Source organism: Paenibacillus sp. VTT E-133291, assembly GCF_002264395.1.
In the GTDB taxonomy this organism is placed as follows: domain Bacteria; phylum Bacillota; class Bacilli; order Paenibacillales; family Paenibacillaceae; genus Paenibacillus_AQ; species Paenibacillus_AQ nitricinens.
Genome location: NZ_NFVA01000008.1, coordinates 63,327 through 90,302, shown reverse-complemented (window position 1 = coordinate 90,302; position 26,976 = coordinate 63,327). Strand labels below are relative to the sequence as shown.

Genomic DNA, 26,976 nt, shown 5'->3' with positions numbered 1-26,976 from the left:
TATACCCTTCCCCTACAGTATTTATCTTGTAGTGATAATGGTATATGAATTCAATCTAAATCTCAAATTATTAACATCACAGATCCTTCTTCTCAAAAATCCGCAGTGAAATGAGATAAGAACAACTGAGCAAGAACACGTAAGCCAGTCCTAGTATGATATAAGGAATAAAGCTAGACTTCACGCCAAAGCTCTGCCAGTTCTCTAGGTTAGGAAACCATTGAAGCAAACTACCGATCACATTTGGACCAACCATTATAATCATCATAAAAACGAGATTAACTACTTGCGTTCCTTTAGCCCCTAACCAGTAATGAATCGGTAAATAAAGCATGGCGAGAAGTGGGAAAATGGATATCGTAATACCAACCTCTTGCCAAAAATGAGGGGTTACCTCTTTACCTGTCATAATAATCAGGAGATAGGTAAAGGCCGTTGCCGCTAGCCCAACAAGAGCATACGGAAGGATTGAGAAGTATTTGGCACGGACAAGCTCTTGTCTCCGCACAGGGAGATTAACGAGAAGCCGTTGCGTCATCTGCTGAGTATCCATAGAACAGGAGCTTATCAGCAACAGCATGGGTGGCATTACCGTAAATAAACTGAAGCTATGATAGTTCGAGTAAGCTATAAAAATAAAGAAAGGGATTAGCAGCATCAGAAATTTACGCAGAAGAATGAAGTCTTTTTGAATAAGATACAATGAATGATACACTATAAGTCCTCCTTAGCTTATAACGCTTCCCTGCTAAACAATCGTAGTGAAATCTTATATGAGAAGTACAAGATGAATAGATAAACGATCCCTATTAAACCTGTCTGCACCGGATGATCCTGCAGCTTTATTTGGGTTATTGTTAAGAAAAATGATGAATTGGTGAGTGAAGATCCAGCACTTATCGTGGTTATCGTCACAACTACATTAAAAAGGATATTAAAGTGATAGTTCTTGTAACCAAGCCAATAATGGATCGGCAAATAAATAGATGCAGCTAAAGGGATCATAAGTAACGTTAAAGATACCCCTATCCAATAAACCGGGCTAATGGAATATCCAAATGAACTGGAAATTAGAAACAAAGCTAAAGAGCAAACCAAACCGATGAAACAATAAGGAATCAGTGATAAATATTTAGCCAAGACAATTTCATGCCGACTTACTGGCAGTCCTATAACAAACTTTGTGTTGTTATTCTGTGCATCCATTGAACAGGAGTATACGAGTAATAGTAAAGATTGAAAGGTAGCAAACATACTGGAGCTATCCAATTGTACATATGCAACAAACAAAATACTTAAGAGAAATAAAGGGATGAAATTCCGCAGGAGAGTAATGTCTTTACGAATCAACAGCAAGAGATTAAACATACAAAGCGTTTCCCTTTACCGTAAAATACATGATTTCTTCCAGAGTAGGTGTCTCGCATATGGCATGCTCTCTAAAGAATCGTTCCCCCTCAGAGCGATTGTTCAGAAGACCCTCGAAACCAACTTCAGTCTCTCTAAGCCCGATGAACCATTTTCGCACATCCCGATCAAGTAACTCCTTATTGCCTTTTACCAGCATATATTTATTAGGGAGAGATTCTTTCATCTCATTAAAAACTAGCCGCCCCTCATTCACAAAAACAATATAATCCGCTATCCGGTCTAAATCAGTCGTGTTATGCGTGGAGAAAAGAATAGATTTCTGCTCATCCTGGATATGCTCACTAAGCAGATCCAGCAGTTCTCTTCGGAATATGGGATCAAGACCCGCAGTAGGTTCATCCATGATGAGCAGATCTGCACCGTGCGATAAAGCAATGGCGAGCGAATACTTCATTTTCATCCCTTTGGAGAGTTCTTTAATCTTTTTCCGCGGGGAAAGCTTGAACATCTCTATGTATTTCCTATAAGTCTCTTTATCCCACTGACTATAAAAGGGGGCAATCATCTTACTCATCTGATCGATGGTTAATTGCTCGTAGAAGTAATTCTCATCGGAAACATACCCAATTCGATCTTTGTACTTTGCATTCTTTATGGACGTTTCTTTGCCAAAAATCTCGATTTTTCCTTGGTCGGGTTGTACCATACCCATCATCATTTTAATTAAAGTTGTTTTCCCTGCCCCATTGGGTCCAATTAGCCCCGTGATATACCCTTCCTTAATACCGAACGTAAGTTCGCATAGGCTAAAATGGCCATATTTTTTAGATATTTGATTCAATTGAATAACATCGTTCATTCTGTCTCCTCCTCATAAAGCAATTTCAACATCTCACTGAACTCAGCAAAATCAATCCCTAACAGCTTGCTCTCGTCAATAATCTCCTTCATTTTGTTCTCCATGATCCGTAGCCGCTGCTCACGAATAAACTCCTGATCTGCACCAGAAACAAAGGAACCTTTTCCCACAATGGAATTGATAAGCCCTTCCCTCTCCAGCTCTTCGTAGGCTCGTTTCGTTGTGATTACGCTAATCTGCAGCTCTTTGGCTAACAGCCGAATAGAAGGTAAAGGCGTACCTGAGACTAACTCTCCTTGTAGAATCATCTGGCGGATCTGACTGACAATCTGTGCATAGATGGGTTCACCGGAAGTGTTGGATATCAATATGTTCATGAACTCGTGCCCTCACTCCTAGTTTATCTGTATTCAATGTATATATGTAATATATACACTATACTCATTATTGTCAATGATCTTTCAAATCCACACAAAACAAGCCGATTCCTATGAACTCAGGGTCAGCTTGCTTGGCATACAGCGTATCTAATCATCTTCACATCAATCCAGCACTTCTTAAAAAGCGGTTAACAATGTCTATCTGATAGCGAATACGAAGATCACGATCAAGACTCCAGCAGGTTTCCACAGTAAATGCCTTCGCTCCTATGATACGGGAGACGGCTGCACGTGACGACCCGGGGCGCTCTCGTAAACGGATATTAAAATGATAAGAAGTATTAGCGATTGTACGATTAATGTCCTTTATAATACGTCTTGCTGTAGCCATACCTCGGCTCCCCGGCTTAATGATAATAGATTGACCAAGTCGTTTAGGATTTCTTTGAGATAAACCGTTCGCTTCATGAAGATCTAGATACCAGGTGGGTCGATAACGTCGTACTAATTGAAGCAAGGCTATGGATATCGTATGTTTGGCAGATCCATTGCTAGTACGTGGAAACGTTCGGTTCAAATCTGGTACGCCTCGAATTCGTTTGCGATAAGCTTTTTGATTCATGAGGGGTACAATAATAAGCGTACCTCGGTAAATATATAGTTCTCCTTGTCTTATGCGATTCACGATGTTTTTAGCAGCACGTATGCTTGCCGTTTCATTCCCGTGTATACCGGACACCACCATAAATACAGGACCAGGGAGCCCACCTCTGATCACATAATAAGGGGTGGCATGGGATGTGGACGCTGCTAAGGTATAATTCTCAATGATCATCATGCTTCACCTCCGCATTTAGGTGTCCATATATGTGTATTCCGTAAGAACCCAGTTGTCCTAGACAGATAAGCAAAAAAAAGCCTGATTTCTCAGGCTTTAGAATTATAAAATCGTAGCAATATGAAATTTTATTTATACGCTGGCAACCAGTCTCCATGGGCTGTAATTAGCTCATCACACATATTCGTAATGTCATCCATCGACAGTTCGGCGGCAGTGTGCGGATCGAGCATAGCTGCGTGATATATATGCTCTCTCTTATGCGTAATCGCTGCTTCGATCGTTAACAATTGTGTATTAATGTTCGTACGATTTAGTGCGGCACACTGCGGAGGAAGATCTCCCACGAAGGTCGGAGTGACGCCGCTTCTGTCTACAAGGCATGGAACTTCTACACAAGCTTCTTTCGGAAGATTGGTGATAAGACCTGTATTCATAACATTACCACCGATTTTGAAAGGCACATTCGTTTCGATAGCTTCCATAATATATGAAGCATATTCATGCGAACGTTCATGTACAAGCTCTTTATTATTTACTAATTCTTCACGCATTAGCTGCCAGCGTTCAATTTGATCTACACAGCGGCGTGGGTACTCGTCGAGTGGGATTTGAAACCGTTCGATGAGCTCAGGATAATTACGTTTGATAAAATAAGGATGATACTCTGCGTTATGTTCTGAAGACTCCGTAATGTAGTAACCAAATTTAAGCATCATTTCATAACGAACCATATCCCCGTGATGCTCTTTCTGCTTCTCGGCAGCGCGACGTTTGATTTCCGGATATAAGTCCTCTCCGTCCTTCGTAACCTCAAGTAGCCAAGCCATATGGTTAATCCCGGCAATCTTAGCCTGTACACCCGTCTGATCCATTCCCAGATGCTCGAATAAGCCTGGAATACAGTGCTGTACGCTATGACATAATCCAACAGTCTTCACACCACCATAAGTGTTCATCACATTGGTCAATACTGCCATTGGATTCGTATAATTCATGAACAGAGCATCTGGACAAACCTCTCTCACATCTGCAGCAAAATCAAGCATAACAGGAATCGTGCGTAAGTTGCGGAAAACACCACCGATACCAACCGTGTCCGCAATTGTCTGACGTAAGCCATATTTCTTCGGAATTTCAAAGTCTGTTATGGTACAAGGATCGTAACCCCCGACCTGAATCGCATTAATCACATATTTAGCTCCGCGCAAAGCTTCCTTACGATCCGTATAGGATTTCACGATACAAGTACTGCCACTACTTGCTTTTATATTACTCAGCATATTCTCGGAATCTTTTAGGCGCTGAAGATCAATATCATATAGGGCAAGCTCAAAGCCTTGAAGGGCTGGAGTTCTCATGCAATCTCCTAAAACGTTCTTTGCAAATACAGTACTTCCCGCTCCGATAAATGTAATTTTGGACATGTGAAATATTCCTCCTTAAATAGTGAGCTCTACGGTCCCGACATCGTTAACGACACAGAAAATATCGATAATTTTCCTTATAAACACTAGAATATCAGAGGGTATCCGTCTCTCTCTTCACTATTCACTATAAATGAGAGCGATCTCAATGAGTATGGATAAATACAATTCATATATGGATGTTTGTTGCATTTATGTGGTACGTCCTATAATCTATATGTAATTCAAATCAGTTATAGGAGGTCAGAAGCAAATGGCTTCAGAGCATTATCATTTCACAGCAGGGTTTAATCTTGCTCCAGATGAAATCGACCTGACTGTATTGTTCAGCGGAGAAGGTAAACCGGTCCCAGGACATAAGATGGGGCCTTCTGTTCACGATTACTACCTTATACATACCGTAATGGATGGTAAGGGAGTGTTTCAGAGTGAAAGTAACTCTCAGGTATGTGGTGCAGGAGATACCTTTGTTATATTCCCAGGGGCATTATTCAGCTATCAGGCAGACATGGAACAGCCTTGGACTTATGTATGGGTAGCCTTGCAAGGAGAAGCCGTTCAGCAGCTATTTAAAGAAGTGGGGATTACACCGGACAAGCCGTTAATACACTTAGATAATCTTTTAGAGATACATAACTTGTATGAACATATTCGTTTTTCCTTCCAGCAGTCTGCTTATCCAAGGTTGGAAAGTTTGGAGGCTTCTGGGTGGATGCGCCTTTTGGTGCACAAATTCGGCCTTGCGAACATAGGTTCGCTAACCCCTAATTCCGCACATTTACCGGATGTTATCGACCGCCAGATCAATCAAGCGATCCGCTGGATCTCTCTCCAATTTCATCAACAGATCAGTATCGACCACATGGCATCCTCGCTTGGTTATCATAGGGCTCACCTCTCTAAGGCCTTTAAGCAAAAGATCGGAATGTCACCCAAGCAATATTTGTTAAAGGTTCGCATGGATAAAGCAAAGGAACTGCTTGGAGGAACGCTCACCATCGACCAGGTATCCTCTTCGGTCGGTTTCAATGATGCGTTATATTTCTCCAAGCAGTTCCGTAAGTGGAGCGGTATGTCCCCCAGTGAATATCGAAGCCATCTTCGATCGGGCATATGATTGCTTATGGGTTATTTCATGGCTTTTGATAAAATCGAGGTGACAAACATTGTCTTTCCTTCACAGTAAGCATCCCTATCGTAGCGGTGTTATTCCGCCAGACGCTGTTTGACTTCTGCATATGCTTGACGCGTTACCGCCATTTGAACGGAGATAGTCAGCCTTCAATGGAAGTACTCCCCACATGCTCTATCGTAACAATGAGGTCGCCAACATAAGATAACAACTGAACTCTAATTCTATTGAATTCTACCTTCCACTCGGGGTCATACGGGACAACTCTTACCATTTCCGCCTTCAGATTGATGCTCATGCACCTCCTGCGTTTAATGCCTTCTTCTCAATTCCTCTATAGACTATCCATATGCATATAGCGGCCACAATTAGCATTCCACCCATCAGACAGACGCCATTCCAGCCCCAATGCTGCCATGCAAAGCTTCCAAGTGTTGATCCAATTGCGCCACCTGTAAAAGTGCTGACCATAAACACAGTATTTATTCGGCTGCGGGCCGCCGGCTCAAGTGCATAGATCCGTGTTTGGTTACTAACCTGTGACCCTTGTACGCCAAGATCCAGAATAATAACACCGGCAATCAGGCTCCAGATTGTAAATCCAGCTAAACCGAAGAAGCCATAAGCAATCAATGTCAGCAACAGTAGTATACCTACTATCTTTTTCGGTGCGATCCTGTCAGCTAACCTCCCGATAAATGGAGCACCCGCAGCACCTGCTACACCGATCAACCCAAACAAGCCTGTGATAGAGCTACTATAGTGGTAAGGTTCACCTTCTAAAAAGAAAGCCAGTGAAGTCCAGAACACGCTGAAGCCACCAAACATACAAGCCCCAATCAGTGATGCTTCACGAAGCGTCGAATATCTGCGAATCAAATTCCCCATTGATTTCAGTAGATCCGTATAGGATGAATTATTTTCTGGTTTCGTCTTTGGAATTAGTTGGTATAAGATAAGGGATAACAATAGCATTATAACTGCAGCAATCCAGTACATCGCTCTCCAGCCGAACATATCTCCTATAATTCCGGATATCGTTCTTGCCAGCAAAATACCAAAAAACAGCCCGCTCATTACGGTTCCAATAACCTTACCTCGTTCTTCTGGCAGAGCGAGCTCTGCGGAGAGAGGAATGATAACCTGCGGCACCACCGTAGTTATGCCAATAGCAAAACTGGCAATATACATCCAAATAAGGTTCTGAGCTGTAGCAAAACCAACGAGTGATAATGATACGGCAATAAGAAGTCCGGATATTAGTGTTCTTCGTTCACGAATGTCGCCCAACGGAACAAACAATAACATCCCAAGCGCATAACCGATCTGAGTAAGCATCGATACATATCCTACTGCGTTAGAGGATGCATGGAAGGTTCGTCCAATATCGGCCAGAAGGGGCTGATTGTAATACATATTTGCCACGCTTAATCCTGATGCAATAGCTAATATAAGTATGAATTGCTTAGTTAGGCCTCCTCCTACACGAACTGCAGCGGGTGTGATAGATTGTGTCATGAAATTTCTGTGCCTCCGATTACGTATGCTGCATCAAACAGCAAGCTTTATTTCCCTAATACATTATAGCAGTCACTGTCAAGCTTACGTATTTCTGCGATATAATAATCATCCAAATATATATGATCTACATAAGTACAATTTATATTTGATTCTATTTAGCGAGGAGTTAATAACATGCACCAGAATGACCGAATTATGACCAAATTGCGCAAGGAACCCTTGAAGAATGTCAGTTTATTAAAAATGCTAACCTCATTCCAGAAAGTCATGGCGTCTCATCTTGTGGAGCAAGGAAGTCAATGGGGTGTTTTATTGCTTCTTCCTGGCTCAGCCTACGCATATGATCATAGAGTATATCCTCAAGCGGATTACATCGTATTTATGGATTACAGCAGCCCAGATGTATTTCCGGCTCTGTTTCAATTGCTGCCTCCGCAAGCAAAATTTGTTTTTAAACTGCAAGACGTGAACTACACAGAGGCCTTATCATCACAATTTTCAATGGAGAAAGTCCGGGGGTTCTACTCATACAGTACAGTTGAGGGGCAAATCTTTCCGAAGGACGAAGAAATTGTTATCAGTCATGTGGTTGACGACAGATTAATTCCGCTATGGGCCGCTAATCATTACACGAAAGATGAAATAGAAGACTATTTTCAAAATGGTGCTTTTTCCGTGTCAATTTTCCTAGACGGCAATCCGGTCAGTACCTGCCTAGCGTTCCGTAATGAAGAAACCATCTGGGAAATCGGCGCTCTACATACATTAGAATCCTCACAAAGAAACGGGTATGCGAAAAAGGTGGTCCAAACCGCCATACAAGAAACGTTAGAACGAGGGTTTATTCCACGCTATCATGTGCTTGAAACAAATCAAGCGTCCATCAGACTAGCTGAATCTATTGGACTCATTCCTTGTGTACAGCTTGAACACTGGATTAACTACATCCAATAACACGCTTGATAGGAGGTGATTTGAATGAGTTATGTGCCGAACGAGAATCAAAACTATTATCCTCCCCCGCCCCCACCAACACCGATGAATGGCAAATCAATTGCTGGTTTCGTTTTAGGAGTACTTTCCATAATTGTTCCTTATATCGGATTTTTGTTAGGGATTGTAGCGGTTATTCTGTCTGCCCTATCCCTTAAAGAAATACGGATTCGGTATGAGCAAGGAAGAGGCTTAGCTATTGCGGGTCTGGTATGCGGGATTGTCGGCACTCTACTTTACGCCATATTAATTTTATTTTTCGTTATTTTTATATATGCAGCAGCAAATTACCCCCATTACTGATCCACAGAAGAAAAGGATCTCTATAGCCACCCTAATGGCTGCAGAGATCCTTTTTCCAATCCTATGAACCATTCAGTAGGTTCCATTATTAAGCTGCTGGCGATACTCCGTCGGAGTTACTAGGAACCGCTTGCGGAACATCTGTGTAAAATGCCGCATGTCCTGATATCCAATACGTTCGGCGATTTCTGCCACCTTAAGCTTCGAGTTTACAAGCAGTAGCTTTGCTTGTTCCAAACGTAAGGATGTCACGTATTCCTTATAGCCTTGACCCGTCTTCTGTTTAAATAATTGACTGAAGTAAACCGGATTCAGAAATACAACGGAGGCAATCTTTTCTAAAGTAAGGTCTTCGAAATAGTGTTCTTTTACATATTGCAATGCGATGTCGATGGCTTTTTCGCCACTACCTTTCGCTGGCGTTAAATCCAACACTTGCGAATTCACTGCCTCTCTTAAGCTCGTTACGATCTGAGGTACAGTATTTATATCGTAGCTAAGTCCGGAATGGATCATTTGGAAGGGTGTTTTTAAATATTGCTTCAAATAGGTACGCCCATCTTCCAGAAAAGTTTCTAATCGTGCTTCTTCTCTTAAGGTGATTAATCCCAGCAGACTCTGGCGGTCATAGCTGACTACAAACCCGCTCCCGTCCCGATCTATCAGCTCAGTTAACACATTTTCTACAATAAAATGTTCTATCCGAATGTTTTTATCACCCGCATCCATTTGGAGCAAAATCAAATAGAAACATTGATGATCTTCTATTAATTGGCTGATGTCTAAATTACCGAGATTAAAACCAGAAGCGAGCCTCTGAAATACACCTTCTCTTAAATATTTGAGACTTGACCTTAATCGGTCTTCATCTTTAATAAATTTATGATCCTGCTCTATTTCTAGCGATAAGTTACTTATAATCTCAAGTAGCTTGCTTTTACCGATCGGCTTAAGTAGATAATCTCTCGCTCCAAGACGAACAGCCTCCTGTGCATAGGCAAACTCACTGTGTGCAGAGATGACTACCCATTTGACATAAGGATACCGCCGCTTAGAAATCCTCATGAACTCTAGGCCATTCATACCGGGCATAAGAATATCAGTTAAGACCATATGGATGGACTGTTCCTCCATAATCTTGACAGCTTCTTCTGTGGACGCAGCCACATGTACACAATAATCTGGATAGATACTTCTTATAGTGCGCTTAATGCCTTCTCGGATCACTCGTTCATCATCAGCTATGAGAATGTTCAAGACTATGCTCTCCTTCCTGCGGAATCGGTAGCATGATAGCAACCTCAGTTCCTTCTCCAGGTAAGCTTCGAATCACAAGACCATAGGATTCTCCGAACATATGCTGGAGCCGCCGGTGCAGATTTTGAAGACCTATCCCCATTTTTCCATTTTCTTTCGTTGTTGCCCGATCCAAGGATTCCACCAGCGCATTCAGCTTTTCTGCATCCATACCTTTGCCATTATCTTGAACAACGATGTTCAGTACTCCAGCTTCTTCAATTACACTCACCTTCAGAATACCTTGACGGTCGAGCGATTCCAAGCCATGTTTTACAGCATTTTCAATAACCGGTTGTACAGTCATCTTGGGAAGGCGAACCTCAAGCCATCGTTCATCTATATTGATCTCAATCCGTAGACGACCTTCCAGTCGGATAGAAATTATATTTAGATAGTGTCCAATTTGTTCCAGTTCTTCTCGTAGTGTGACTTCTACGTCAACTTCCCAATGACTACTGTACCGGAACATCGAAGATAGCGAGAGAACAAGTTCACCCAGCTGCTCATTCCCTTCCTCATCCAGCATCCAATAAATCATATCCAAAGTATTGTATAGAAAATGTGGGTTCACTTGAGATTGCAAGGCATGAAGCTCAGCATTCTTCTCACTGACGGAAGAAAGTTTCACCCGCTCGATCAGTTCTTCGATTCGGCGAACCATCCGATTAAACGAAGCAACAAGAATATTAATCTCTTGATAAGAAGAAACATTCACCATTCCCCGAAAATTCCCGATCTCCACTTGCTTCATCTCTCGAATCACCTTTTTAAGCGGCAAAGAAATCGTTCGTGAAACCATAGAAGCTATTAAAGTAGAGACGAGTACAAGAATCGAAAATACAATGAACAGATAACGTTTCATCTCTACCAACTCTACATTTAGGTCACGATTAGGAGTGATACTAAGCACCCACCAACCAGAGAAGGACAGTTTAGAAGCGACAAGCAGACGACTTGCTGTCTGTTCGACCACAACATTCTGGGAGTTCTGTAAAGACGGGAGCTGAGTTAAATCAGGTTCCTGATCTTCGGCAGAGGATACGAATCGTCCATCCTGCGACATTAAATACACCTGGCTATGCTCACCCAGCTTCACATTATCTAGCGCATCCAGAACAGGCTTCGGATTCGTCTCGTACAGAACAATGCCAATCGGTTTGTGTTCATTGAGATCGTAAATCTGACGGCCAAAGGCAAACACAGGACTATCCTCTACTTGATCGATAAGAGAATGTTCATAGACGCCGAGCCAGACCATTTTACCGGAGGAAGCTTGCAGCTGATGGTACCAATCTTCCTTCATATAATCGGGATCAACCACATTCATATAATTTCCGTAATTATAAATCTTACCTTTATCTGTAATGACATGAATACCTACGAGATCATCCCGAGAATAAAATATAGCTCCTAGAATATTGGTAATTGTCTGTTCATTGATGTAAGCTACCGCCGGCTCAGTGCTTGTCTCATTAATCAAACGTATCAGTTCAAAGTTATTGCTGAGTGATTTAGAGAGACTATCATACCCTTTGTACAATAAGCTGAATAGATCCGCCGTCTGGGCGACATTCTTCTGCGACAAATCACTTATTTTCTCATGAAACTGTACAGTTGTCCGGTTGTAATAGAGCAGACTCACAATTAATAGAATGCTAGACATACAAAAAAGAAACAGCAAAAACAATCGATGGTGGATGGAATGAAAGCTGTTTTTCAAAAAGGCTTCCCTCCTCAAACTCATCTGTCCTGCTGCTTCTTCATTATAATTCCATTATTGTAATTTGCAATATAGAGTTATCCTTTTACTGCTCCCGCCACCATTCCTTTTGTAATCTGATTGGATAAGAAGAAATAGATTAAAATGACGGGTAACGCACCCATCACTAGAAATGCACCGATATTTCCATAGTTTACAGAATACTGACTAACGAATGTGTACACGCCAAAGGGCAAGGTCTTCAATTTCTCGGAGGAAATGAAGGTGGCCGCTAAGATATACTCATTCCAAATGTTGATGAACGTTAGAATACACACAGTCATTACCGGTGGCACGGATACAGGAAGAATGATCGCGCGGAAGATCCGATATACGCTCGCCCCATCTATAAAGGCCGATTCTTCGATTTCATGCGGAATGCTCTTCATAAAGCCACTTAATATAAACACCGCTATAGGAGTAGAAAAAGCTACATAAGGTAATATGAGCGATAAATGCGTATTCAGAATATGCATATTTTTGAAAATGATCATCAGTGGTAGCAAAGTGGCCTGCATGGGAATCATCATCCCCATTAAGAAAATCGTCATGACCAAGTTGCCGTAACGCCAACGGAATCGAGAAATCGCGTAAGCTACCATGGAGCTAAGCAGGATAACGAAGATCATCGTTACACCAGTAACCAATACACTATTTGATAAATACTTTAGGTAACTACCTGACTTATAAGCCTCGCTATAGTTATGCCACTGAAATACTTTAGGAAATGAGAAAAAACGTCCTCCCAAAATCTCCTCATTGGTCTTCAAGGAATAAAGCATTAGCCATAGAAGAGGATATAGCTGGGTAACGACAGGAATCGCAAAGAGAAGATACACGAGTCCTTTCTTGAAATATAAGAACGTATGAGTTCCACTTATTACATTATCCTTATATTTCTCGCTTAAGCGCTTACCGTCCTTGTAAGGACGCTTTGGGCGTTTATGCTTGACATTCCGCATAATCGCGCACTCCTTTGCTAACTGAATTTTTTCTCAAGCTTATTAAAGATCGTATTTATGCTAGCAGTAAACACTAGGCACAGTATGACCAAGAAAGAAGCGATAGCACTACCATAGCCATATTTAAAGGATAAGAATGAACTGTTGTACATATGTGTGGAGATAACATCTGTAGCATGAGCGGGTCCACCGGCTGTCATGACCATTACGAGATCAAAAGCCTGCAAAGACCCTATAAAGGCGAGTACGATAGATATTTTAAAGATTGGAATAATCAGCGGAAAAGTAATGTATCGATCGGCTTTGAATCCGTCAGCCCCATCAATCTTTGCCGCTTCATACAGCTCATCCGGAATATTCTGAACACCGGTATATTGAATCAGCAAATGGTAGCCGAAATATTGCCATAGAGATACTGCATAAAGAGCGAACATCGCAATTTTAGGTTCTGTGATCCAATTGTGAGTCCAGCTATCCAGCCCAAGAGAGATCAGGACACCGTTCAACATCCCTCCCATGGATACCGGGTCATAAATCGTTTTCCAGAGCTGTCCAATGATAACCACCGACAAAATAACCGGCGTAAAGTAAATAGAAACTAAAGTGTTTCCTTTTCTCACGTACCGGTTTAGAAGGACAGCCATCAACAAACAAAATGGAATTTCCACCATGGAAGCCACAGCATAGAGTAATGTTCTCCTTACAGAGGGCCAAAATACCGGATCATGAAAAAACATATCTTTGAAATTAGCAAGTCCAGCAAACTTCGCAGTCGTAATTCCGTCCCATTTTAGCAATCCTGTATAAAAGGATACTAGAATAGGAGCAAACACCAAGCACACATACAAAAGCAGGCAAGGTAACACGAAGACGGCGATTGTGCGCGCTGGAACCTTTAGTACCTTCATTATTTCCGCCCCCTAGAATGTAAACACGATGCGAAGAAGCGTTTAAGCACCCTCGCATCGCGTTTTGGAAACCTTCTTATTTATTTGCTTCAAATGCGGTTTGATGTTCTTTAGCTACTTGAGCGGAATCCACTTTTTGAACAAAAAGATTTTGGATACTGCTGAGATGGACTTGTGCCGTAGCTGGGTTCATAGTGTTGTCAAAGGCCAAGTCGCCACCTTTAACCTGATTGAATAATCCTGAAACGTTGATCGCCAGATCAGAGTAACCTGCGGCTTTCAGGTCTCCATCCACTTTTTGACCAATCCCTACAGCATTTTTGAGTTCAAATTGCTTTTTAGGATAGTTAAGTGTGAAGAAGTTTAAGAAGTCTTTGGTTTCTTGTAAATGCTCACTGTTCGCAGAAATTGCAAAGGCGCTACCTGGTGCGAGCATGAATTCATTTGGATCACCTTTACCATTCACACTTGGGAATTGGAAGGCTCCTGCTTTACCAGCCACTGAGGATGCGTCAATTGCACCTGTTTCCCAAGAACCGATAACCCACATAGCAGCTTTACCGGATTTAAAGATATTACCACCTGCGTTAGCATCGATGGAAGTAGCTCCATCTGGAAATGCACCTGCTTGCACGAGATCTTGGAAACGGTCAACAGCTTCTATGAAAGCAGGATCTTCAAATGTTTTTTTGCCATCCAGCACATCTTGAAGGAAACCAGGTCCCCCATTGGTGCGAAGCAGGATATTCATGAACAAGAATGAACCCGTCCAGGAATCTTTTTCACCGATCGCGATTGGCGTAATGCCCTTTGCTTTCAAGGTTTTTACATCTTGGAGTAATTCATCGAATGTTTTAGGAGTGTCTGTGATTCCCGCTTGCTCGAAAAGTTCTTTATTATAATAGACTACCTCGATGTTATTACCATCTGGCAGCGCATAAACATTGCCATCGAAGCTGTAGTAATCAAGCAGACCGGATTGATAAGTGTCCTTCAGTCCATTTTGATCCAGCATATCATTCAGGGGAGCAAACAGCTTAGCATCAACGAAGGGTTTCATTTGTGCAGCCGGGTTAACAATCGTAATATCAGGAACTTCTTTGGAAGCAGCTTGTGTCTTCAGTTTGACTTTTTGTTGGTCTGTATTCAAAGTATCTAGTTCGATGTGAATGTTAGGGTTTTCTTTTTCATATTGGTCAACTAATTCATGAAGCATCTTATAAGCAGGTGTTGCTGGATCCGGATAAATATTTTGAAAAGTAATCGTGACCTTCTTACCGCTTTCGGTTTTAGTAGTTCCGGCATCTGGAGCATTCGTAGCTGTATTCCCTTTCGACTCTGTAGCGCCTTTACTCTCATTGTTGTTTGAATTTCCACACGCTGCCATACTTAAAACCAAAGCTGCTGATAACGCAATTGTTGAAGTTGCCTTCATTTTTTTGCTGACCATTGTTTGACGCCCCCTATTTTCGTTATAGGCTAATTATTGTACTGTTAAGCGCTTTCAACAAGGTGTCAAATTTAAGATAAATGGTTTGTTTTTTCTAGAAAAATACAATATATGTCCGAACATAACGAAACACCCGCTAATTCGGGTGCTTCCATGAACCATATTTTCGACGTGAGGCGATCATTTAGATGTGGAACCAAAATCGGTGATTTTAAGTTTTATATCAAAGGTCAATGGAATCCGAGTAAATTCCTCGTCCCAATGATCCTTCATCTGTTTCCAGACTAGCGGCTTTTCAATGCTGAGCCGATCACCGAATCCTGCTACATCCACTTTGTAGGTGGACTGCATTTTGTAGATAAGATCATTGATATGTTGGGTTAATTCATCTTCGAATATCTTCTCTAATTCTTCGAAATAAGGAACATTCGAGGAATCCTCATCCACATTCCAATCCTCAATTAGGCGTCCAGTGGACTCAATCACAACATGAAATGACATCGCCTTATCATCACCCTCCTTCAGCGTAATCTTGCTCTTCACTGATTTAATCTCATAAGTAACGGTGTCATTCGACCGATCATAGGCTTTGATATTCCCGCCTTGTATATCCCCCTTAATCCAAGCAATACTCTCCACATCATGTTGGTCGAGATTGCCGATCCAATGTCCTGTATCTCCCTTGATAATACCGGCTCCGGAAAATTTGACCTCACCTTGTGCCTCCACAATGTTCTGCAACACAAAACTTTGCTTGGAGTACATCAGTGCATCTAGATGTGATAACGTTATGCCCTTCATAACTTTACTGGTTCTGAAGTTGTTACGGACCATCTCCGCCAGTCGAAAGGAAGGAATCTCCTCCTCTTTCGTCACAAGTGTATCGGATGCACGACCTTTGCTAAGAAATATGAGACAACTGGGACGGATATCGTTATCTCGCAGTACAAAGTCCATTAACCTTCTGATCTTCTCCTGTTGCACTAGATCCTCTGATATGACTATAACCTTGAGGTGATGGCCTATAATCGGACGGTTCTGCCGAATGGAGTACTGACGGAATATTTCAAGCAGAGAATCTCCTGATTCGGAAATATTGTTATAGTGGGTTTTGGGTGTTTCACCGCTTTTACCGGAGTTTCCGATTGTTCTTTCTGGCACAATTTGTACGGTTGCCGTAACTTTATTATGCTTTTGGTAGCTTCCTCCATGTTCCTCGAATTCCCGCTCGATCGCTTTAGGTTCCCCCTTGTCAAGCGCCAATCCCGTAAAAACACTCAGGTCTTCAATCTCTTTACTGCTCCAACAGCCAGGCTGCGTAATCAGAATCATAAATATTAATAGAATGTGTATAACCCTCTGTCTAAACATTCTGCTTGAGTCCTTTCTTCCTGATCAGTAATACAATCGACAATAACACTGGCAACAATACAAAGATCATCACACCCATATAACCAATGGAATCACCAAGTTTGAGGACGTCATTAAGGCGTTGAGGGATCATCGTGCAGATGAAGATGATGGGCATTAAGGCGATCATTACCGGGTGAATCTTCACGTTGAACACTTGCGAGATTCCAAGTGAAGCATTAAAGAAAAAGCTGCAAAAATTACAAAACATCTGCATCAGCCAGATGACCAGCAGCGGGAATTCAAATCGTTCAAAAAAGAAACCTGAAATTTCAAAGCTTCGTACTAAATCTATCGTTGGCCAAGTACTAGTGATTACAGAATTGATGGACAAACCACCAATAACCATCACAATAGTCACCAGATACAGCACCAGCGGGATGCATAAGCCGACTGTCATCGCTTTAACCGCTTCCTGCGGATGCTGCATAAAGGCCGTCATCGTCATTACAACCTCACAACCAGTAAAGATTAGGATGCTCGACTTCATCCCGCGGATGACCGGCATCATGCCTTCACTCAAAAGAGGACGTAAATGATGAATATCAAATATTCTGGAGCTTAATATAAAGCAAATGATCAAGATGAAAATACTGATTGGAAATACAATCTGAAACACGCGGGCAATGGCATTAATCCCACCGTACACCAGATAAGTCCCCACCCAGATGAAAGGCATCACAATCGCCCAGATCGGCGTGCCTTCCAGAAGAAAGAACAACGTTACTTCTGCCAGTACGCGGATTTCGAAGCCCGCAATGACAATGAAGTAGAGAATCAATAGTGAACTCAGCACACTGCCTGGGAAATTTCCAACAATTTTTTTAGAATACTGAAAGACCGTTTTACCCGGAAATTGTTGGCTAAGCTTCACCATTACCATGATCACCATAAACACGACGATACCACCCAGCGCCACTGAAAGCCACGCATCGGGAGTCTGCACAGCCTTGACAACACTTTTCGGCATGGTTAAAATTCCAGCACCCAGCATTGAATTGGTCAATACTATGGTAGCCTGCGAGGTTGAAATCTTGTCATCCGTACGTTTGAACACTGCGCTCTCCCTTCTGCCTTGCTAGATTCATTCTCTAGGACTTGCGTTTTTTCTTCTGGGTCTTCAGCATCTCCGGTCTTCGCTTCATGATGGATAACGGGGCACGGACGAACAAATCCTTCCAGTCACTAACCCGAAATGGCGAGATTGGGGTGACGTAAGGAACCCCGAAGCTAGAAAGTCGAGTCAGATGACTGCAAATCAGCAGGAAGAATAGGATGGTTCCGTACATACCCAGAACCGCCGCAAATAACATGCCTGCGAATCGTAAGATCCGGAGGGTAATGCCAGCACTGTACATCGGTATGGAAAAAGAAGAGATCGCTGTCACGGCTACGACAATTACCAGAAAGGGACTTACAATACCGGCTCGTACCGCGGCATCTCCAATGATCAGACCTCCAACAATCCCCATTGCCGGGCCTATGGGCTTTGGCAGACGAATCCCAGCTTCACGCAAGATTTCAATGGAAATCTCCAGAATCAACACTTCAATCAATGAAGGAAAGGGTACACCTTGGCGTGTTTCGATAATCGAAATCGCCAGCTGCGTAGGAATCAGCCCCGGATGAAAGGAGATAAAGGAAATATACAGAGCTGGGGCTAACAGAGCCAGAAATGCTGCGCCAAACCGTAGCACCCGCAAAAGTGTACCTGGAAACCAACGCTCATAGTAGTCCTCAGGTGACTGCAATAGCATACTGAACGTAACTGGAACAATGAGGGCAAACGGTGTGCCATCCAGCAGGATAGCGATTCTCCCCTCTAATAAGGATGCAATCACACGATCGGGTCTTTCTGTATTCTGTGTTTGTTGAAACGGGCTTAAATAATCATCTTCGATTAACTGTTCCACATAACCAGATTCCAGAATGAAATCCATATCAATTTTGGAGATCCGGTCTTTCACTTCCTGTAGCAGATCTGGATTTACAATGTTTTTCATATAAGCGATAACCAGGTTCTTCTTGATTTCGCTACCCACTTCAAACCTTTGCATTTCCAGATGCTTATTGAGCCCTTGTCGGCGAAGCATAGAGGTATTCTCACTGAGCACTTCGGTAAATCCAATCCTTGGTCCCCGCAGTAAAGCTTCTGAAGTCGGCTCAGTAATAGAGCGCACTGCTCCATGTGGAAAGCCAACCAGCAGCATCTCACGCATGCCTTCTACAATCAGTGCGGTGTATCCAAACAGGACTGACTCCTGCAGATGATCCAAATCTCTAGTTTCGTTTAGCTGAGCCAGCGGTAGCATATTCTGTTTCATATAGGTGTATATTCCTTCGGAAGCCTGCATTTCACTGGCAAACATCAGATTCTGCAGCACCTGTTGGTTGATTAGCAGTTCATTCTGCATGCCCTCAACATAGACCAAAGCGGCACGTGCCTGAATACCTTTGACTGTGAATTCACGAAAACACACATCACTATTTCCTTCTAATGCCGTTCTTATCGCTGCTAAATTGTCATCATAGTCTTGAGTAAACCCTGTAGACTTAGAAGGCGGGTGATCGGCTTCAGTTTCCTGTTGATTTGCTGCATGATTGTCCGAATTCTTCGGTTCTGCATCCTGAGATTTAGCCCCTGAATTCTTGGAGCGTCCGCTTCCAACGTAGAAATATAGATGCTTATAAAGATAATAAACCGCTATGGGAAAGAGCAACGTTATCGCCGCCTGTATAAAAACTGTCCAATCGGGAATATAAGAGACTATTTTAGACCACATCGCAATCATCCTCTTAATAGGAATCTTCTAGATACTATTCTCCGCCTGCCCTATTTTTATGCAGCTTTTGGAATAGGAGGAAACTCTAGATTGGCGTAAGGACATACATGTTGCTGTGCGTCCGAACATAAAGAGACGCCCGCATAAGCGGGCGTCTCGATTAAAAATGTTTAAAATAGTTATTGTGGTTGCCGCCATTGTTTTAGCACTTCAAGCAACCCCGGAACATCTAATCCATCCAAAGAAAAAGCTTTGCGCAGCAGCTCATGCGGGATGAACTCGTCGTATTTCCCGAGATAAGGCGCCTCATCTGGTGATAACAAGGATAAAGGGTCACTTGCAGCCATGCTTTCAGCGATAATTTCTGCTTCCAGTGTATCTGCATCTGTTTTGCCTGCAACCACCATATAATAAGGTTCCATCGGTACGATAGATCTAAGTCCCTGTGAGCTCTTTAAATTGTTCTTGAGAAGGCGCTCTAGTGTGCGGAATTGCCGACTACCCGCCCACGGTAAGATAAACATCGAATCTCCACCTGCCGGCATAACGGAACGTTCAAGCATTCCACTTTCCTTCGCTAAACGGCGTGCTCGTTCAAGCCGCGCGGCCGCACTCGGAGCAAGATACGGATACAAGGATGTTGCGCCTAACACTTCACGAATCTTTATCATAATGCGTGTATGCACATCCCCACCCGCTCCAAGCCACAACGTATCCACTTTTCCGCGTGAGGTTTTTACATAAACAGCTTTATGGCGATTATCGACCTCTTCTACCTTCCAGAGCTTTCCTGCCAGAGTAAAACAGTAACCCGGTGGTGGTACCGTTGTGATCGAACCGATCTCTTCCGTCCCGTTATAGACAACATGCTCTTCATCGTCTTTGAAGACTGCATAGAAGCGGAAGTTGTTCACGATCTTCTCCCCTGCCATCCCGATAATCAGGCTGCCTTCATCCATCTTCTCGATTTGTCCCATACCCAGCATATAAGTCATGAAAGTATCGTAGTCCACAGGATCAATGCTATTGAAGGAAGGTAAGCTAAGTACAGCCTCTTTTAATTCCTCCGGCTCCGCCTCCCCCATACTTTTCAATACGCTCATCGTCTGATGGTATAGCAGACCAACGGGCAACTGGCGCACCACCAGTGGTTCAACCCACTTCTCGCGCACATAGAGCTCTATCACCGCAATCGCTCGAAGCAATGTCCAAGGCATTCGTGCCGGAAGCTGCGCTTCCTCATCCTCTTCCTCGGGCGTGACAAAGATCATCTCGGATGCGGCGTCCCCGCGCCTGCCCGAGCGACCGAGCCGCTGCACAAAGCTTGCGCAGCTATAAGGAGCGCCGACCTGGAGCACCCGCTCCAGCTCTCCCAGATCAATGCCCAGCTCCAGCGTCAATGTCGCTGCCGCAACGGCAGGTCCGGAACCTTGCCGCAGCGCGGCTTCCGTCTCTTCGCGGAGCATCGCGGAGATACTGCCATGGTGAACGTGAAAAACATCCCGTTCTCCACGCTTCGCGGCCGTTCTCCGCAGCTCAAGGGTCGCCGTCTCCGCATCCGAGCGGCTATTCGTGAAGATCAACGCTTTCTTAAGATGCGTATGATCGTAAATGAAATCGTAGTAAGACTGCTTCGCGCGTTCTAAATGCTCCGCCTGCACTTCATCCCGTGCATCCGGAAAAGAGAAATGCTCCACACTTAATCGGAGCTTACGCCCGCCCTGTGGAGCGGACACCTCTACGCTCTCCCGCGTACCAGCCGCCAGCCATTCCGTCACCGAAGCATAGTCGCTAAGCGTGGCCGATAGACCGATTCTGCGCGGATGACATCCCGCCATTCGTGAGATTCTCGCCAACAGACTTAAGACCTGAATCCCCCGATCAGCGCCCATGAAGGCATGAACCTCGTCTATAACAATAAAACGAAGATCATGGAACAGAGCCGGAATAGCATTCGGACGGTTCATCAATAGTCCCTCAAGCGATTCAGGAGTAATCTGCAGCACGCCGGAAGGATTCTGCACCAGTTTTGTCTTATCTGCTTGCGGGACATCCCCATGCCAGTGCCACACCGGAATATTGCCTTCACGTAGTAAATCGTTCAGCCGTGTAAATTGATCGTTAATCAAAGCTTTCAGCGGAGCGATATACAGAATACCGACCGAACCGGATGGACGTTCATACAGCTCAGTAAGCGCTGGAAAAAAAGCCGCCTCTGTCTTACCAGAAGCTGTACCCGAAGCAATCAGTAAGTGATTTGGCGTATCAAACAGCACACGACAGGCATCTACCTGCGCCTCGCGCAAGGTCTCCCAACGATTCTTATAGATAAACTCTTTAATGAAGGGAGCCAGCCTGTAAAACGGATTATCACTCATAATTCAAACTCCGCGAGGAATCCATCTAACTCGTTTTGTTCATTTTCAGCAGGTTTAGTGGCTCGTTCGCCCACTAGCTTCTCGAAAGAAATTTCCGGATGCTGGTGCAAGGTGTGTAGCAGATCCATAAAATCACGCACCACTTCACGTGGAGTCAAGAGCTCGTCTGCCCCTAATCTGCCCACTGCTTCTTCCATAAAATGAACCAATTGTTCCTGTGTTAACTGTGCTTCGTAACCATAATGAAGGGCATGGATATCTCTAAGCTTTTGCAAAAGGATCAAAATTTCTTCATGTGAAAGCATGTCTAGTGCAATAACAGGCCCGGTATAATTGTTCAGACCTGCTGCGCCGTATCTTCCTGCAACTAATCTAGAACGCAGCGCTTCATAGCTAAATAATCCGCGTCGACTATCTTCCACAAATTGCGGAGTCCCCCCTATAAAAATTCCCAGGCTCTCTGCCTTGCCCTGCATCGTATCATTGAACATCGTAAGCAGCTTTTCATAGTTACTCTGACGTGAGATGCTGTTGGTGATTTTGTAGAGATTGACGCCTTCGTCTATGAACAGCAGCAGTCCCTTATAACCAATAGCAGAAGTGAATTCCGCCCACAACTTCATATAATCATACCAATTATCATCATCAATAATCACGCCAACACCAAGTGCTTTTCGTGCTTCCGTTCGAGTGGCGAATTCACCTCTGAGCCAGCGAAGGGAATCCTGCTTCAGTTCATCGTCAGCCAGCTTATGGGCATTCCAATAAGAAGCCAGTACTTTGGCAAAATCAAATCCATGCACCAACCCGCGCATTTCGGAGGCTACAGCATAGATTCGTTTCTCAACTTCTTCTCCAAGCTGGGGGTGATCAGGGCCATATTCATTCTCTTGCATCACAGACTGCTGAAGCGTAATGATCCATTTTTGCAAAATAATCTCCAGAGCCCCTCCATCTGGACGCGTCCGGGTAGACAAGTGACTCATCAGCTCTCGATATGTAGCAAGACCTTGTCCTTTCGTTCCCACTAATCTTCGTTCAGGGGATAGATCCGCATCAGCTACTACAAAATCCCGATCCATCGCATAATTACGTATCATCTGCAAAAGAAAGCTTTTGCCGCTACCGAATTTGCCTGTAATCAGCTTAAAAGCAGCTCCACCCTCCGCAATGTTATCCATATCTCTCAATATCGCTTCAATCTCTGGCCGGCGACCAACGGCTATATGCTCTAGTCCGATACGCGGAACCACACCGGCTGTCAGTGAATTGACTAGCGCTGTCGTCATGCGTTTAGGTATTTTTAAAACATTCATCCAAAGTTCACCTCATTAAATATTAAGCAGATAAATTTTATATTCTTCTGCAATTTCTTCACCATCTATGATCAAATCACCTAGAATGTCCATTGCCATATCATTGATCTCATCAATCAAGAGCTCTGACATCGTGCCGTTTGCAGCCGCTAGCTTCTGTATGGCTTGTGTTCCATCCTCGTTCATAAGCGCAATAAGAGCTTTATGTTGGAGTGGACTTAAAGCTTTAGAGAACGGCTCCCACTCCGTTCCTACGTTAGCAGATTGAATTTCTTCTATAGTTAATTCAGGCTCAAGAGACTGAAGCGGTACAATGATTTCATCTTCAATCTCTTCAAATTCTTCTTTTTCTACTACTTCTTCAAGCTTGGATTCCTCATTAGTAATCTCAAAACCGCTATCCTCAGGCTCTTCCAGCTCAATCATTTCCTCAACCGTAAGCATGGTTCGTACAATCTCGGAATCACTCTGCAGCCTTTCAAGCTTCTCACGATCAATGACTACTGCCGGCCCCTTGTCTTCCTGTTTCTCTTTCTCAAATTCCCGCTTCAGAAAACGAGTGATAAGATCATCCATATCAGCATCCACGTTAACCCCTTTGAGCCGACCACGATAACCCAGCAGTTCCCGTAATTTATTCTCAGTCAAACGAAACAGCCTTGTAATCAAACTGCGAAGCGGTGGAGATTTACTGATACGTACAACCGGTATAAGTACAGAATAACCATATAGCGAAATATCATATACGGCGCTACGGAATAAATAACGCTCCCGCATAACTGATGGGCCTGGTGGGAACATTTCAACCAAATTCGAGCCGTGTTTCCGACTGACATAAGCGTTGATTAATGCCACTATCTGTGGAATATATCGTTCGAGGGCTTCTTTACCTTCCCCCATATAAAACTTCGATTTACTAATATCGTAGTCCGACATCGCTGTTAATACCGTAAAGGTTAACTGCTCAGGAGATACAGTAAGACATCTCTCTAACTCTAGCTCAGCCAGATCTCCAGCAAGGCCGCGTGAACGAGCAACGATTAGCGATAATGGCACATCCAAATGATGAACAAACGAGAAGTCCGCGATCCAACCACCCAAATATTGATCCAGACGTTTATAATTTTCTCGATAAGCTTCCCAGATTTGACTGAGCTGCTTATAGCCATCATAAGGATCTTGCCAGCCTACACCATTAATAAGCTCATACACATGCAGAAAAATATATGAAAGATCCGTTTTCGGATATCTACCCTGTCTAACTTCATAGCGCCAATAAAAATACCATCTACTTTGCGTGCCTGTCATATGGCCATACGTTGGCCAGTAACTCTTAAAAGGAACAAATAGCGCCGAATCCTCGGTTCTTTGTTCCAGCTCCTTCGCTCTAGCTACAAACTGACCTTCGGTAGTTGTCACAGGCTCCGGCATGTCGGTCTCCAGATCCCAAAGCTGAAGCTGTAGAGAAGGTTCTGACGACGCTTTAGACTTCCCTACATTTGCAGTAGATAACTTAGGCAGCACTGGTTCTGATGAATTTCGCGGGGGAATAGGAACATTTTGCTCCGTACTTTCCCAGACTAATTCCGTGAAATGAGGCTGCTTTCCATCCTTACTCATGTTCGATCGCTCCGTTCTTATAAAAGAAGGACTAATTTAAAAAAAACGGCCCTGTTCACAATTGTGAAGGAACCGTTTTGTTCTTATTAAATTTTAGCATTGTTGATAGATTAACATCAAGTATGTAATGAAGAATTATCCTTTACAGTAGCTCCGTTCCCTTTGTCTCTTTTCCTAGGAAGAGCACCGCTAACGCCCCGATAATAATCGTTACAAAAAATAACATGAAGATCGAGCCAATTGCTATAGATTTACCTACCAGCACACCTACTAGTAAAGGAGCGATGATGCCACCAATCCGGCCAAAAGAAGTCGCTAAACCAGCACCTGTTGAACGAATAGATGTTGGATATAGCTCTGGTGTATATGCGTACATGCCACCCCATGCTCCAAGATTGAAGAACGACAAGCAAATACCAGCAGCCATCAGCATGCCTTCAGTCGTCGCATTTCCGAACCATGCCGCACTAACGGCAGTGAACAGCATATAGATGACCAGGACAAACTTACGTCCGAACTTCTCGATGAAGTAAGCGGCAGTAAAGTAACCCGGGAGCTGGGCGAGTGTCATGATTAGCACATACTCGAAGCTCTTAACTAAACTGAACCCTTTAAGTACCATAACTGTAGGAAGCCATAAAAACATGCCATAATACGAAAACACTACGGTAAACCATAAAATCCACAGCATAATCGTAGAACGGCGATACTCTGGTGACCATACAGTTGCGATACGTTTTTTCAAGGAGACAGGTGCCTTCTTAATCTCTGCAAACTTCGGCGAATCATCTATAGCGCGTCTTAAATATAAAGCATATAGAGCGGGAACAGCACCAATGCCGAATGCTACACGCCAGCCATAATCAGGAATGACGAAGAATGCAATTAACGCAGAAGCAATCCACCCAACCGCCCAAAAGCTCTCCAGCAGCACAACCGCGCGGCCTCTCTCACGGGCAGGCATACTCTCAGACACTAAAGTTGAGGCAACAGGCAGCTCCCCACCTAGTCCAAATCCAGCGATAAATCTAAGCACGCAGAGTATCCCGAAGCCTGTTGCAAAAGCCGATAACCCACTCGCAGCCGAGAAAATCAGGAGTGTCCATAGAAGGATCGGTTTACGTCCGAATCGATCTGCTAATATCCCTGCCGCCGCAGCGCCCACGGCCATGCCCACGGAGTTAATACTTGTTAATATGCCTATCTGCTCCGGTCCCAGATTCCAATCCTTGGCTAAAGCCGCTACAACAAAAGAAATCATCCCGACGTCCATCGCGTCGAACATCCAGCTTAAGCCTGCACTGAAGAGTAATTTCCTCTGCTTCGGATTCCGCAGCAGTGTCATTTGATTCACTTCTAAGCCCCCTTATATCCAACATATATCTTATGAAACTTACTTTTGATTGTTTCACTTATACATTTTAAAATTGAAGCGTTCAAAAATCAAGAAATAAAGCCGCATTAAAGTATTGTCTGGCAAGTGATTGAAAATAACAGGTCTGAACAGCTATCGTGGCGATCAGCAGTATGTTGCGCACAGATTCTCTCTGAGATCTTGTAAGATGCGTCAGCCGATTGATCACACGATCTGTAGAACTTCTAAGCAGGGATTCTTCTTTCCAGGAGAACTCCTTATGTAAAAGTTGATCTACTTTACATTGCGTCTGTATCGTGGGATTGCTCTTGATCTCTTCAAAAAGTCCAGCGTATGCGAAATACAGTTTTGCCGGTTCTATGAGATCATCATCGTCGCGATCTGGCTTTAAGAACATCAGTTGGAATAGCTGACGAATACTTTCGAAATTCAGGGCCGATTTGAGATCATCAATCATAAACAGAAGTGCTGCCTGATTGACTGAATACTTTTTTCCCTCTCTTGGAGAACCGAGGTACTCCTTAAAGTCGCGCTTCACCCAGTTTTGCATAGTAGTCACAGTCAACGTGGAATACTCTATAAGATGGCCTAATGAAGCAATTTCACCAAGTGAAAAGCCTTTAACATTATCGCCCTTAATGATCTTTTGTAAAATGGGTGGAACATCTGTAGATAAAAAAGCGGGTAACGAAGTCCCCTTTTGAATTTCATCAAGATGAAATTTGGTCCATGCCTCTTGGAGGATATTCAGCGGTTTCCGGTCTGATAATCCGGTCAATGAGAGCAGAAGACTGGACATCTCCACACGAGTCAATGCAAATGATTCCATATCTGTTTCCCTCCACCATTTGATATTTTTCTGAAAAGTTCGTAGAATAGTTCATAAGAACTC

At 43.4% G+C, this 26,976-nt stretch carries 24 protein-coding genes; 3 read left to right on the top strand and 21 right to left on the bottom strand.

Annotated features, from left to right (window positions below; genetic code table 11):
- Nucleotides 1-76: 76 nt before the first annotated feature.
- The 6 genes from CA598_RS05730 to melA all read right to left on the bottom strand — a co-directional run bounded on the left by CA598_RS05730 (nt 77) and on the right by melA (nt 4,875).
- Nucleotides 77-715: an ABC-2 transporter permease gene (locus CA598_RS05730; protein WP_094875811.1), complete on the bottom strand. Its 639-nt coding sequence runs from the start codon at nt 713-715 to the stop codon at nt 77-79.
- Nucleotides 716-732: 17 nt separating this feature from the next.
- On the bottom strand, nt 733-1,368 hold the full coding sequence (locus tag CA598_RS05725; RefSeq protein WP_094875809.1) for an ABC-2 transporter permease: 636 nt from the start codon (nt 1,366-1,368) through the stop codon (nt 733-735).
- Nucleotides 1,361-2,230: an ABC transporter ATP-binding protein gene (locus CA598_RS05720; protein WP_094875807.1), complete on the bottom strand. Its 870-nt coding sequence runs from the start codon at nt 2,228-2,230 to the stop codon at nt 1,361-1,363. The genes CA598_RS05725 and CA598_RS05720 overlap by 8 nt, the downstream gene beginning before the upstream one ends.
- Complete coding sequence (locus tag CA598_RS05715; protein ID WP_094869071.1) at nt 2,227-2,607, bottom strand: GntR family transcriptional regulator; 381 nt, start codon at nt 2,605-2,607, stop codon at nt 2,227-2,229. The genes CA598_RS05720 and CA598_RS05715 overlap by 4 nt, the downstream gene beginning before the upstream one ends.
- Nucleotides 2,608-2,767: 160 nt before the next feature.
- Entirely contained in the window at nt 2,768-3,445 is a 678-nt protein-coding gene (locus CA598_RS05710; RefSeq protein ID WP_094875830.1) for a M14 family metallopeptidase, read from the bottom strand.
- A gap of 131 nt (nt 3,446-3,576) precedes the next feature.
- On the bottom strand, nt 3,577-4,875 hold the full coding sequence (gene melA / locus CA598_RS05705) for an alpha-glucosidase/alpha-galactosidase (RefSeq protein ID WP_094875805.1): 1,299 nt from the start codon (nt 4,873-4,875) through the stop codon (nt 3,577-3,579).
- Between the two features lie 253 nt (nt 4,876-5,128).
- Between melA and CA598_RS05700 the strand changes: the two genes are divergently transcribed.
- Nucleotides 5,129-5,992 carry an AraC family transcriptional regulator gene (locus CA598_RS05700; protein WP_094869073.1) on the top strand — a complete coding sequence of 288 codons (864 nt, stop codon included), beginning with the start codon at nt 5,129-5,131 and terminating at the stop codon, nt 5,990-5,992.
- Nucleotides 5,993-6,149: 157 nt separating this feature from the next.
- Here the strand turns inward: CA598_RS05700 and CA598_RS32875 are convergent, their stop codons facing one another.
- Together CA598_RS32875 and CA598_RS05690 are read right to left on the bottom strand one after the other, a co-directional pair.
- A complete protein-coding gene (locus CA598_RS32875; RefSeq protein WP_256990370.1) occupies nt 6,150-6,305 on the bottom strand; it encodes a GrpB family protein in 156 nt (51 codons plus the stop codon).
- On the bottom strand, nt 6,302-7,525 hold the full coding sequence (locus tag CA598_RS05690; RefSeq protein WP_094869074.1) for an MFS transporter: 1,224 nt from the start codon (nt 7,523-7,525) through the stop codon (nt 6,302-6,304). Before CA598_RS05690 ends, CA598_RS32875 begins: the two co-directional genes overlap by 4 nt.
- A gap of 177 nt (nt 7,526-7,702) precedes the next feature.
- On the opposite strand from CA598_RS05690, the gene CA598_RS05685 reads away from it, so the two are divergent.
- Nucleotides 7,703-8,482 carry a GNAT family N-acetyltransferase gene (locus CA598_RS05685; protein WP_094875803.1) on the top strand — a complete coding sequence of 260 codons (780 nt, stop codon included), beginning with the start codon at nt 7,703-7,705 and terminating at the stop codon, nt 8,480-8,482.
- A 24-nt stretch (nt 8,483-8,506) separates the two neighbouring features.
- Nucleotides 8,507-8,824 (top strand): DUF4190 domain-containing protein, encoded by a 318-nt coding sequence (locus tag CA598_RS05680; protein WP_094869076.1) that lies wholly within the window; start codon nt 8,507-8,509, stop codon nt 8,822-8,824.
- Nucleotides 8,825-8,896: 72 nt separating this feature from the next.
- Here CA598_RS05680 and CA598_RS05675 read toward each other — a convergent pair whose 3' ends face one another.
- From CA598_RS05675 to CA598_RS05615, 13 genes are all read right to left on the bottom strand, one after another.
- Nucleotides 8,897-10,081, bottom strand: a complete 1,185-nt coding sequence (locus CA598_RS05675; RefSeq protein WP_094869077.1) for a response regulator — start codon at nt 10,079-10,081, stop codon at nt 8,897-8,899.
- Nucleotides 10,062-11,843 carry a cache domain-containing sensor histidine kinase gene (locus CA598_RS05670; RefSeq protein WP_094875801.1) on the bottom strand — a complete coding sequence of 594 codons (1,782 nt, stop codon included), beginning with the start codon at nt 11,841-11,843 and terminating at the stop codon, nt 10,062-10,064. The genes CA598_RS05675 and CA598_RS05670 overlap by 20 nt, the downstream gene beginning before the upstream one ends.
- Before the next feature lie 77 nt (nt 11,844-11,920).
- Complete coding sequence (locus tag CA598_RS05665; protein ID WP_256990369.1) at nt 11,921-12,844, bottom strand: carbohydrate ABC transporter permease; 924 nt, start codon at nt 12,842-12,844, stop codon at nt 11,921-11,923.
- A gap of 17 nt (nt 12,845-12,861) precedes the next feature.
- Nucleotides 12,862-13,752: a carbohydrate ABC transporter permease gene (locus tag CA598_RS05660; protein WP_094869079.1), complete on the bottom strand. Its 891-nt coding sequence runs from the start codon at nt 13,750-13,752 to the stop codon at nt 12,862-12,864.
- A 76-nt stretch (nt 13,753-13,828) separates the two neighbouring features.
- On the bottom strand, nt 13,829-15,202 hold the full coding sequence (locus CA598_RS05655) for a sugar ABC transporter substrate-binding protein (protein WP_094869080.1): 1,374 nt from the start codon (nt 15,200-15,202) through the stop codon (nt 13,829-13,831).
- 180 nt (nt 15,203-15,382) lie between these two features.
- Nucleotides 15,383-16,573 carry a Ger(x)C family spore germination protein gene (locus CA598_RS05650; protein WP_094875800.1) on the bottom strand — a complete coding sequence of 397 codons (1,191 nt, stop codon included), beginning with the start codon at nt 16,571-16,573 and terminating at the stop codon, nt 15,383-15,385.
- Nucleotides 16,566-17,669, bottom strand: a complete 1,104-nt coding sequence (locus tag CA598_RS05645; RefSeq protein ID WP_094875798.1) for a GerAB/ArcD/ProY family transporter — start codon at nt 17,667-17,669, stop codon at nt 16,566-16,568. Before CA598_RS05645 ends, CA598_RS05650 begins: the two co-directional genes overlap by 8 nt.
- 34 nt (nt 17,670-17,703) lie before the next feature.
- Complete coding sequence (locus tag CA598_RS05640) at nt 17,704-19,395, bottom strand: spore germination protein (RefSeq protein ID WP_094875797.1); 1,692 nt, start codon at nt 19,393-19,395, stop codon at nt 17,704-17,706.
- A 179-nt stretch (nt 19,396-19,574) separates the two neighbouring features.
- The gene (locus tag CA598_RS05635; protein WP_094875795.1) at nt 19,575-21,773 is read right to left on the bottom strand and encodes a DEAD/DEAH box helicase; all 2,199 of its coding nucleotides are present in this window, start codon (nt 21,771-21,773) and stop codon (nt 19,575-19,577) included.
- Nucleotides 21,770-23,089, bottom strand: coding sequence for an ATP-binding protein (locus CA598_RS05630; RefSeq protein WP_094875793.1), 1,320 nt, complete (start codon nt 23,087-23,089; stop codon nt 21,770-21,772). The genes CA598_RS05635 and CA598_RS05630 overlap by 4 nt, the downstream gene beginning before the upstream one ends.
- A gap of 15 nt (nt 23,090-23,104) precedes the next feature.
- Nucleotides 23,105-24,709 (bottom strand): TerB N-terminal domain-containing protein, encoded by a 1,605-nt coding sequence (locus CA598_RS05625; RefSeq protein ID WP_094875792.1) that lies wholly within the window; start codon nt 24,707-24,709, stop codon nt 23,105-23,107.
- 142 nt (nt 24,710-24,851) lie between these two features.
- Nucleotides 24,852-26,054, bottom strand: a complete 1,203-nt coding sequence (locus CA598_RS05620; RefSeq protein WP_179281530.1) for an MFS transporter — start codon at nt 26,052-26,054, stop codon at nt 24,852-24,854.
- Nucleotides 26,055-26,145: 91 nt separating this feature from the next.
- Complete coding sequence (locus tag CA598_RS05615) at nt 26,146-26,913, bottom strand: DUF1836 domain-containing protein (protein WP_094869088.1); 768 nt, start codon at nt 26,911-26,913, stop codon at nt 26,146-26,148.
- Nucleotides 26,914-26,976 lie beyond the last annotated feature (63 nt).

Coding starts and splice junctions, on each gene's coding strand:
- CA598_RS05725 (WP_094875809.1), bottom strand. CDS start 1,368: ATGTTTAATCTCTTGCTGTTGATTCGTAAAGACATTACTCTCCTGCGG.
- CA598_RS05720 (WP_094875807.1), bottom strand. CDS start 2,230: ATGAACGATGTTATTCAATTGAATCAAATATCTAAAAAATATGGCCAT.
- CA598_RS05715 (WP_094869071.1), bottom strand. CDS start 2,607: ATGAACATATTGATATCCAACACTTCCGGTGAACCCATCTATGCACAG.
- CA598_RS05710 (WP_094875830.1), bottom strand. CDS start 3,445: ATGATCATTGAGAATTATACCTTAGCAGCGTCCACATCCCATGCCACC.
- melA (WP_094875805.1), bottom strand. CDS start 4,875: ATGTCCAAAATTACATTTATCGGAGCGGGAAGTACTGTATTTGCAAAG.
- CA598_RS05700 (WP_094869073.1), top strand. CDS start 5,129: ATGGCTTCAGAGCATTATCATTTCACAGCAGGGTTTAATCTTGCTCCA.
- CA598_RS32875 (WP_256990370.1), bottom strand. CDS start 6,305: ATGAGCATCAATCTGAAGGCGGAAATGGTAAGAGTTGTCCCGTATGAC.
- CA598_RS05690 (WP_094869074.1), bottom strand. CDS start 7,525: ATGACACAATCTATCACACCCGCTGCAGTTCGTGTAGGAGGAGGCCTA.
- CA598_RS05685 (WP_094875803.1), top strand. CDS start 7,703: ATGCACCAGAATGACCGAATTATGACCAAATTGCGCAAGGAACCCTTG.
- CA598_RS05680 (WP_094869076.1), top strand. CDS start 8,507: ATGAGTTATGTGCCGAACGAGAATCAAAACTATTATCCTCCCCCGCCC.
- CA598_RS05665 (WP_256990369.1), bottom strand. CDS start 12,844: ATGCGGAATGTCAAGCATAAACGCCCAAAGCGTCCTTACAAGGACGGT.
- CA598_RS05660 (WP_094869079.1), bottom strand. CDS start 13,752: ATGAAGGTACTAAAGGTTCCAGCGCGCACAATCGCCGTCTTCGTGTTA.
- CA598_RS05655 (WP_094869080.1), bottom strand. CDS start 15,202: ATGGTCAGCAAAAAAATGAAGGCAACTTCAACAATTGCGTTATCAGCA.
- CA598_RS05650 (WP_094875800.1), bottom strand. CDS start 16,573: ATGTTTAGACAGAGGGTTATACACATTCTATTAATATTTATGATTCTG.
- CA598_RS05640 (WP_094875797.1), bottom strand. CDS start 19,395: ATGTGGTCTAAAATAGTCTCTTATATTCCCGATTGGACAGTTTTTATA.
- CA598_RS05635 (WP_094875795.1), bottom strand. CDS start 21,773: ATGAGTGATAATCCGTTTTACAGGCTGGCTCCCTTCATTAAAGAGTTT.
- CA598_RS05630 (WP_094875793.1), bottom strand. CDS start 23,089: ATGAATGTTTTAAAAATACCTAAACGCATGACGACAGCGCTAGTCAAT.
- CA598_RS05625 (WP_094875792.1), bottom strand. CDS start 24,709: ATGAGTAAGGATGGAAAGCAGCCTCATTTCACGGAATTAGTCTGGGAA.
- CA598_RS05620 (WP_179281530.1), bottom strand. CDS start 26,054: ATGACACTGCTGCGGAATCCGAAGCAGAGGAAATTACTCTTCAGTGCA.
- CA598_RS05615 (WP_094869088.1), bottom strand. CDS start 26,913: ATGGAATCATTTGCATTGACTCGTGTGGAGATGTCCAGTCTTCTGCTC.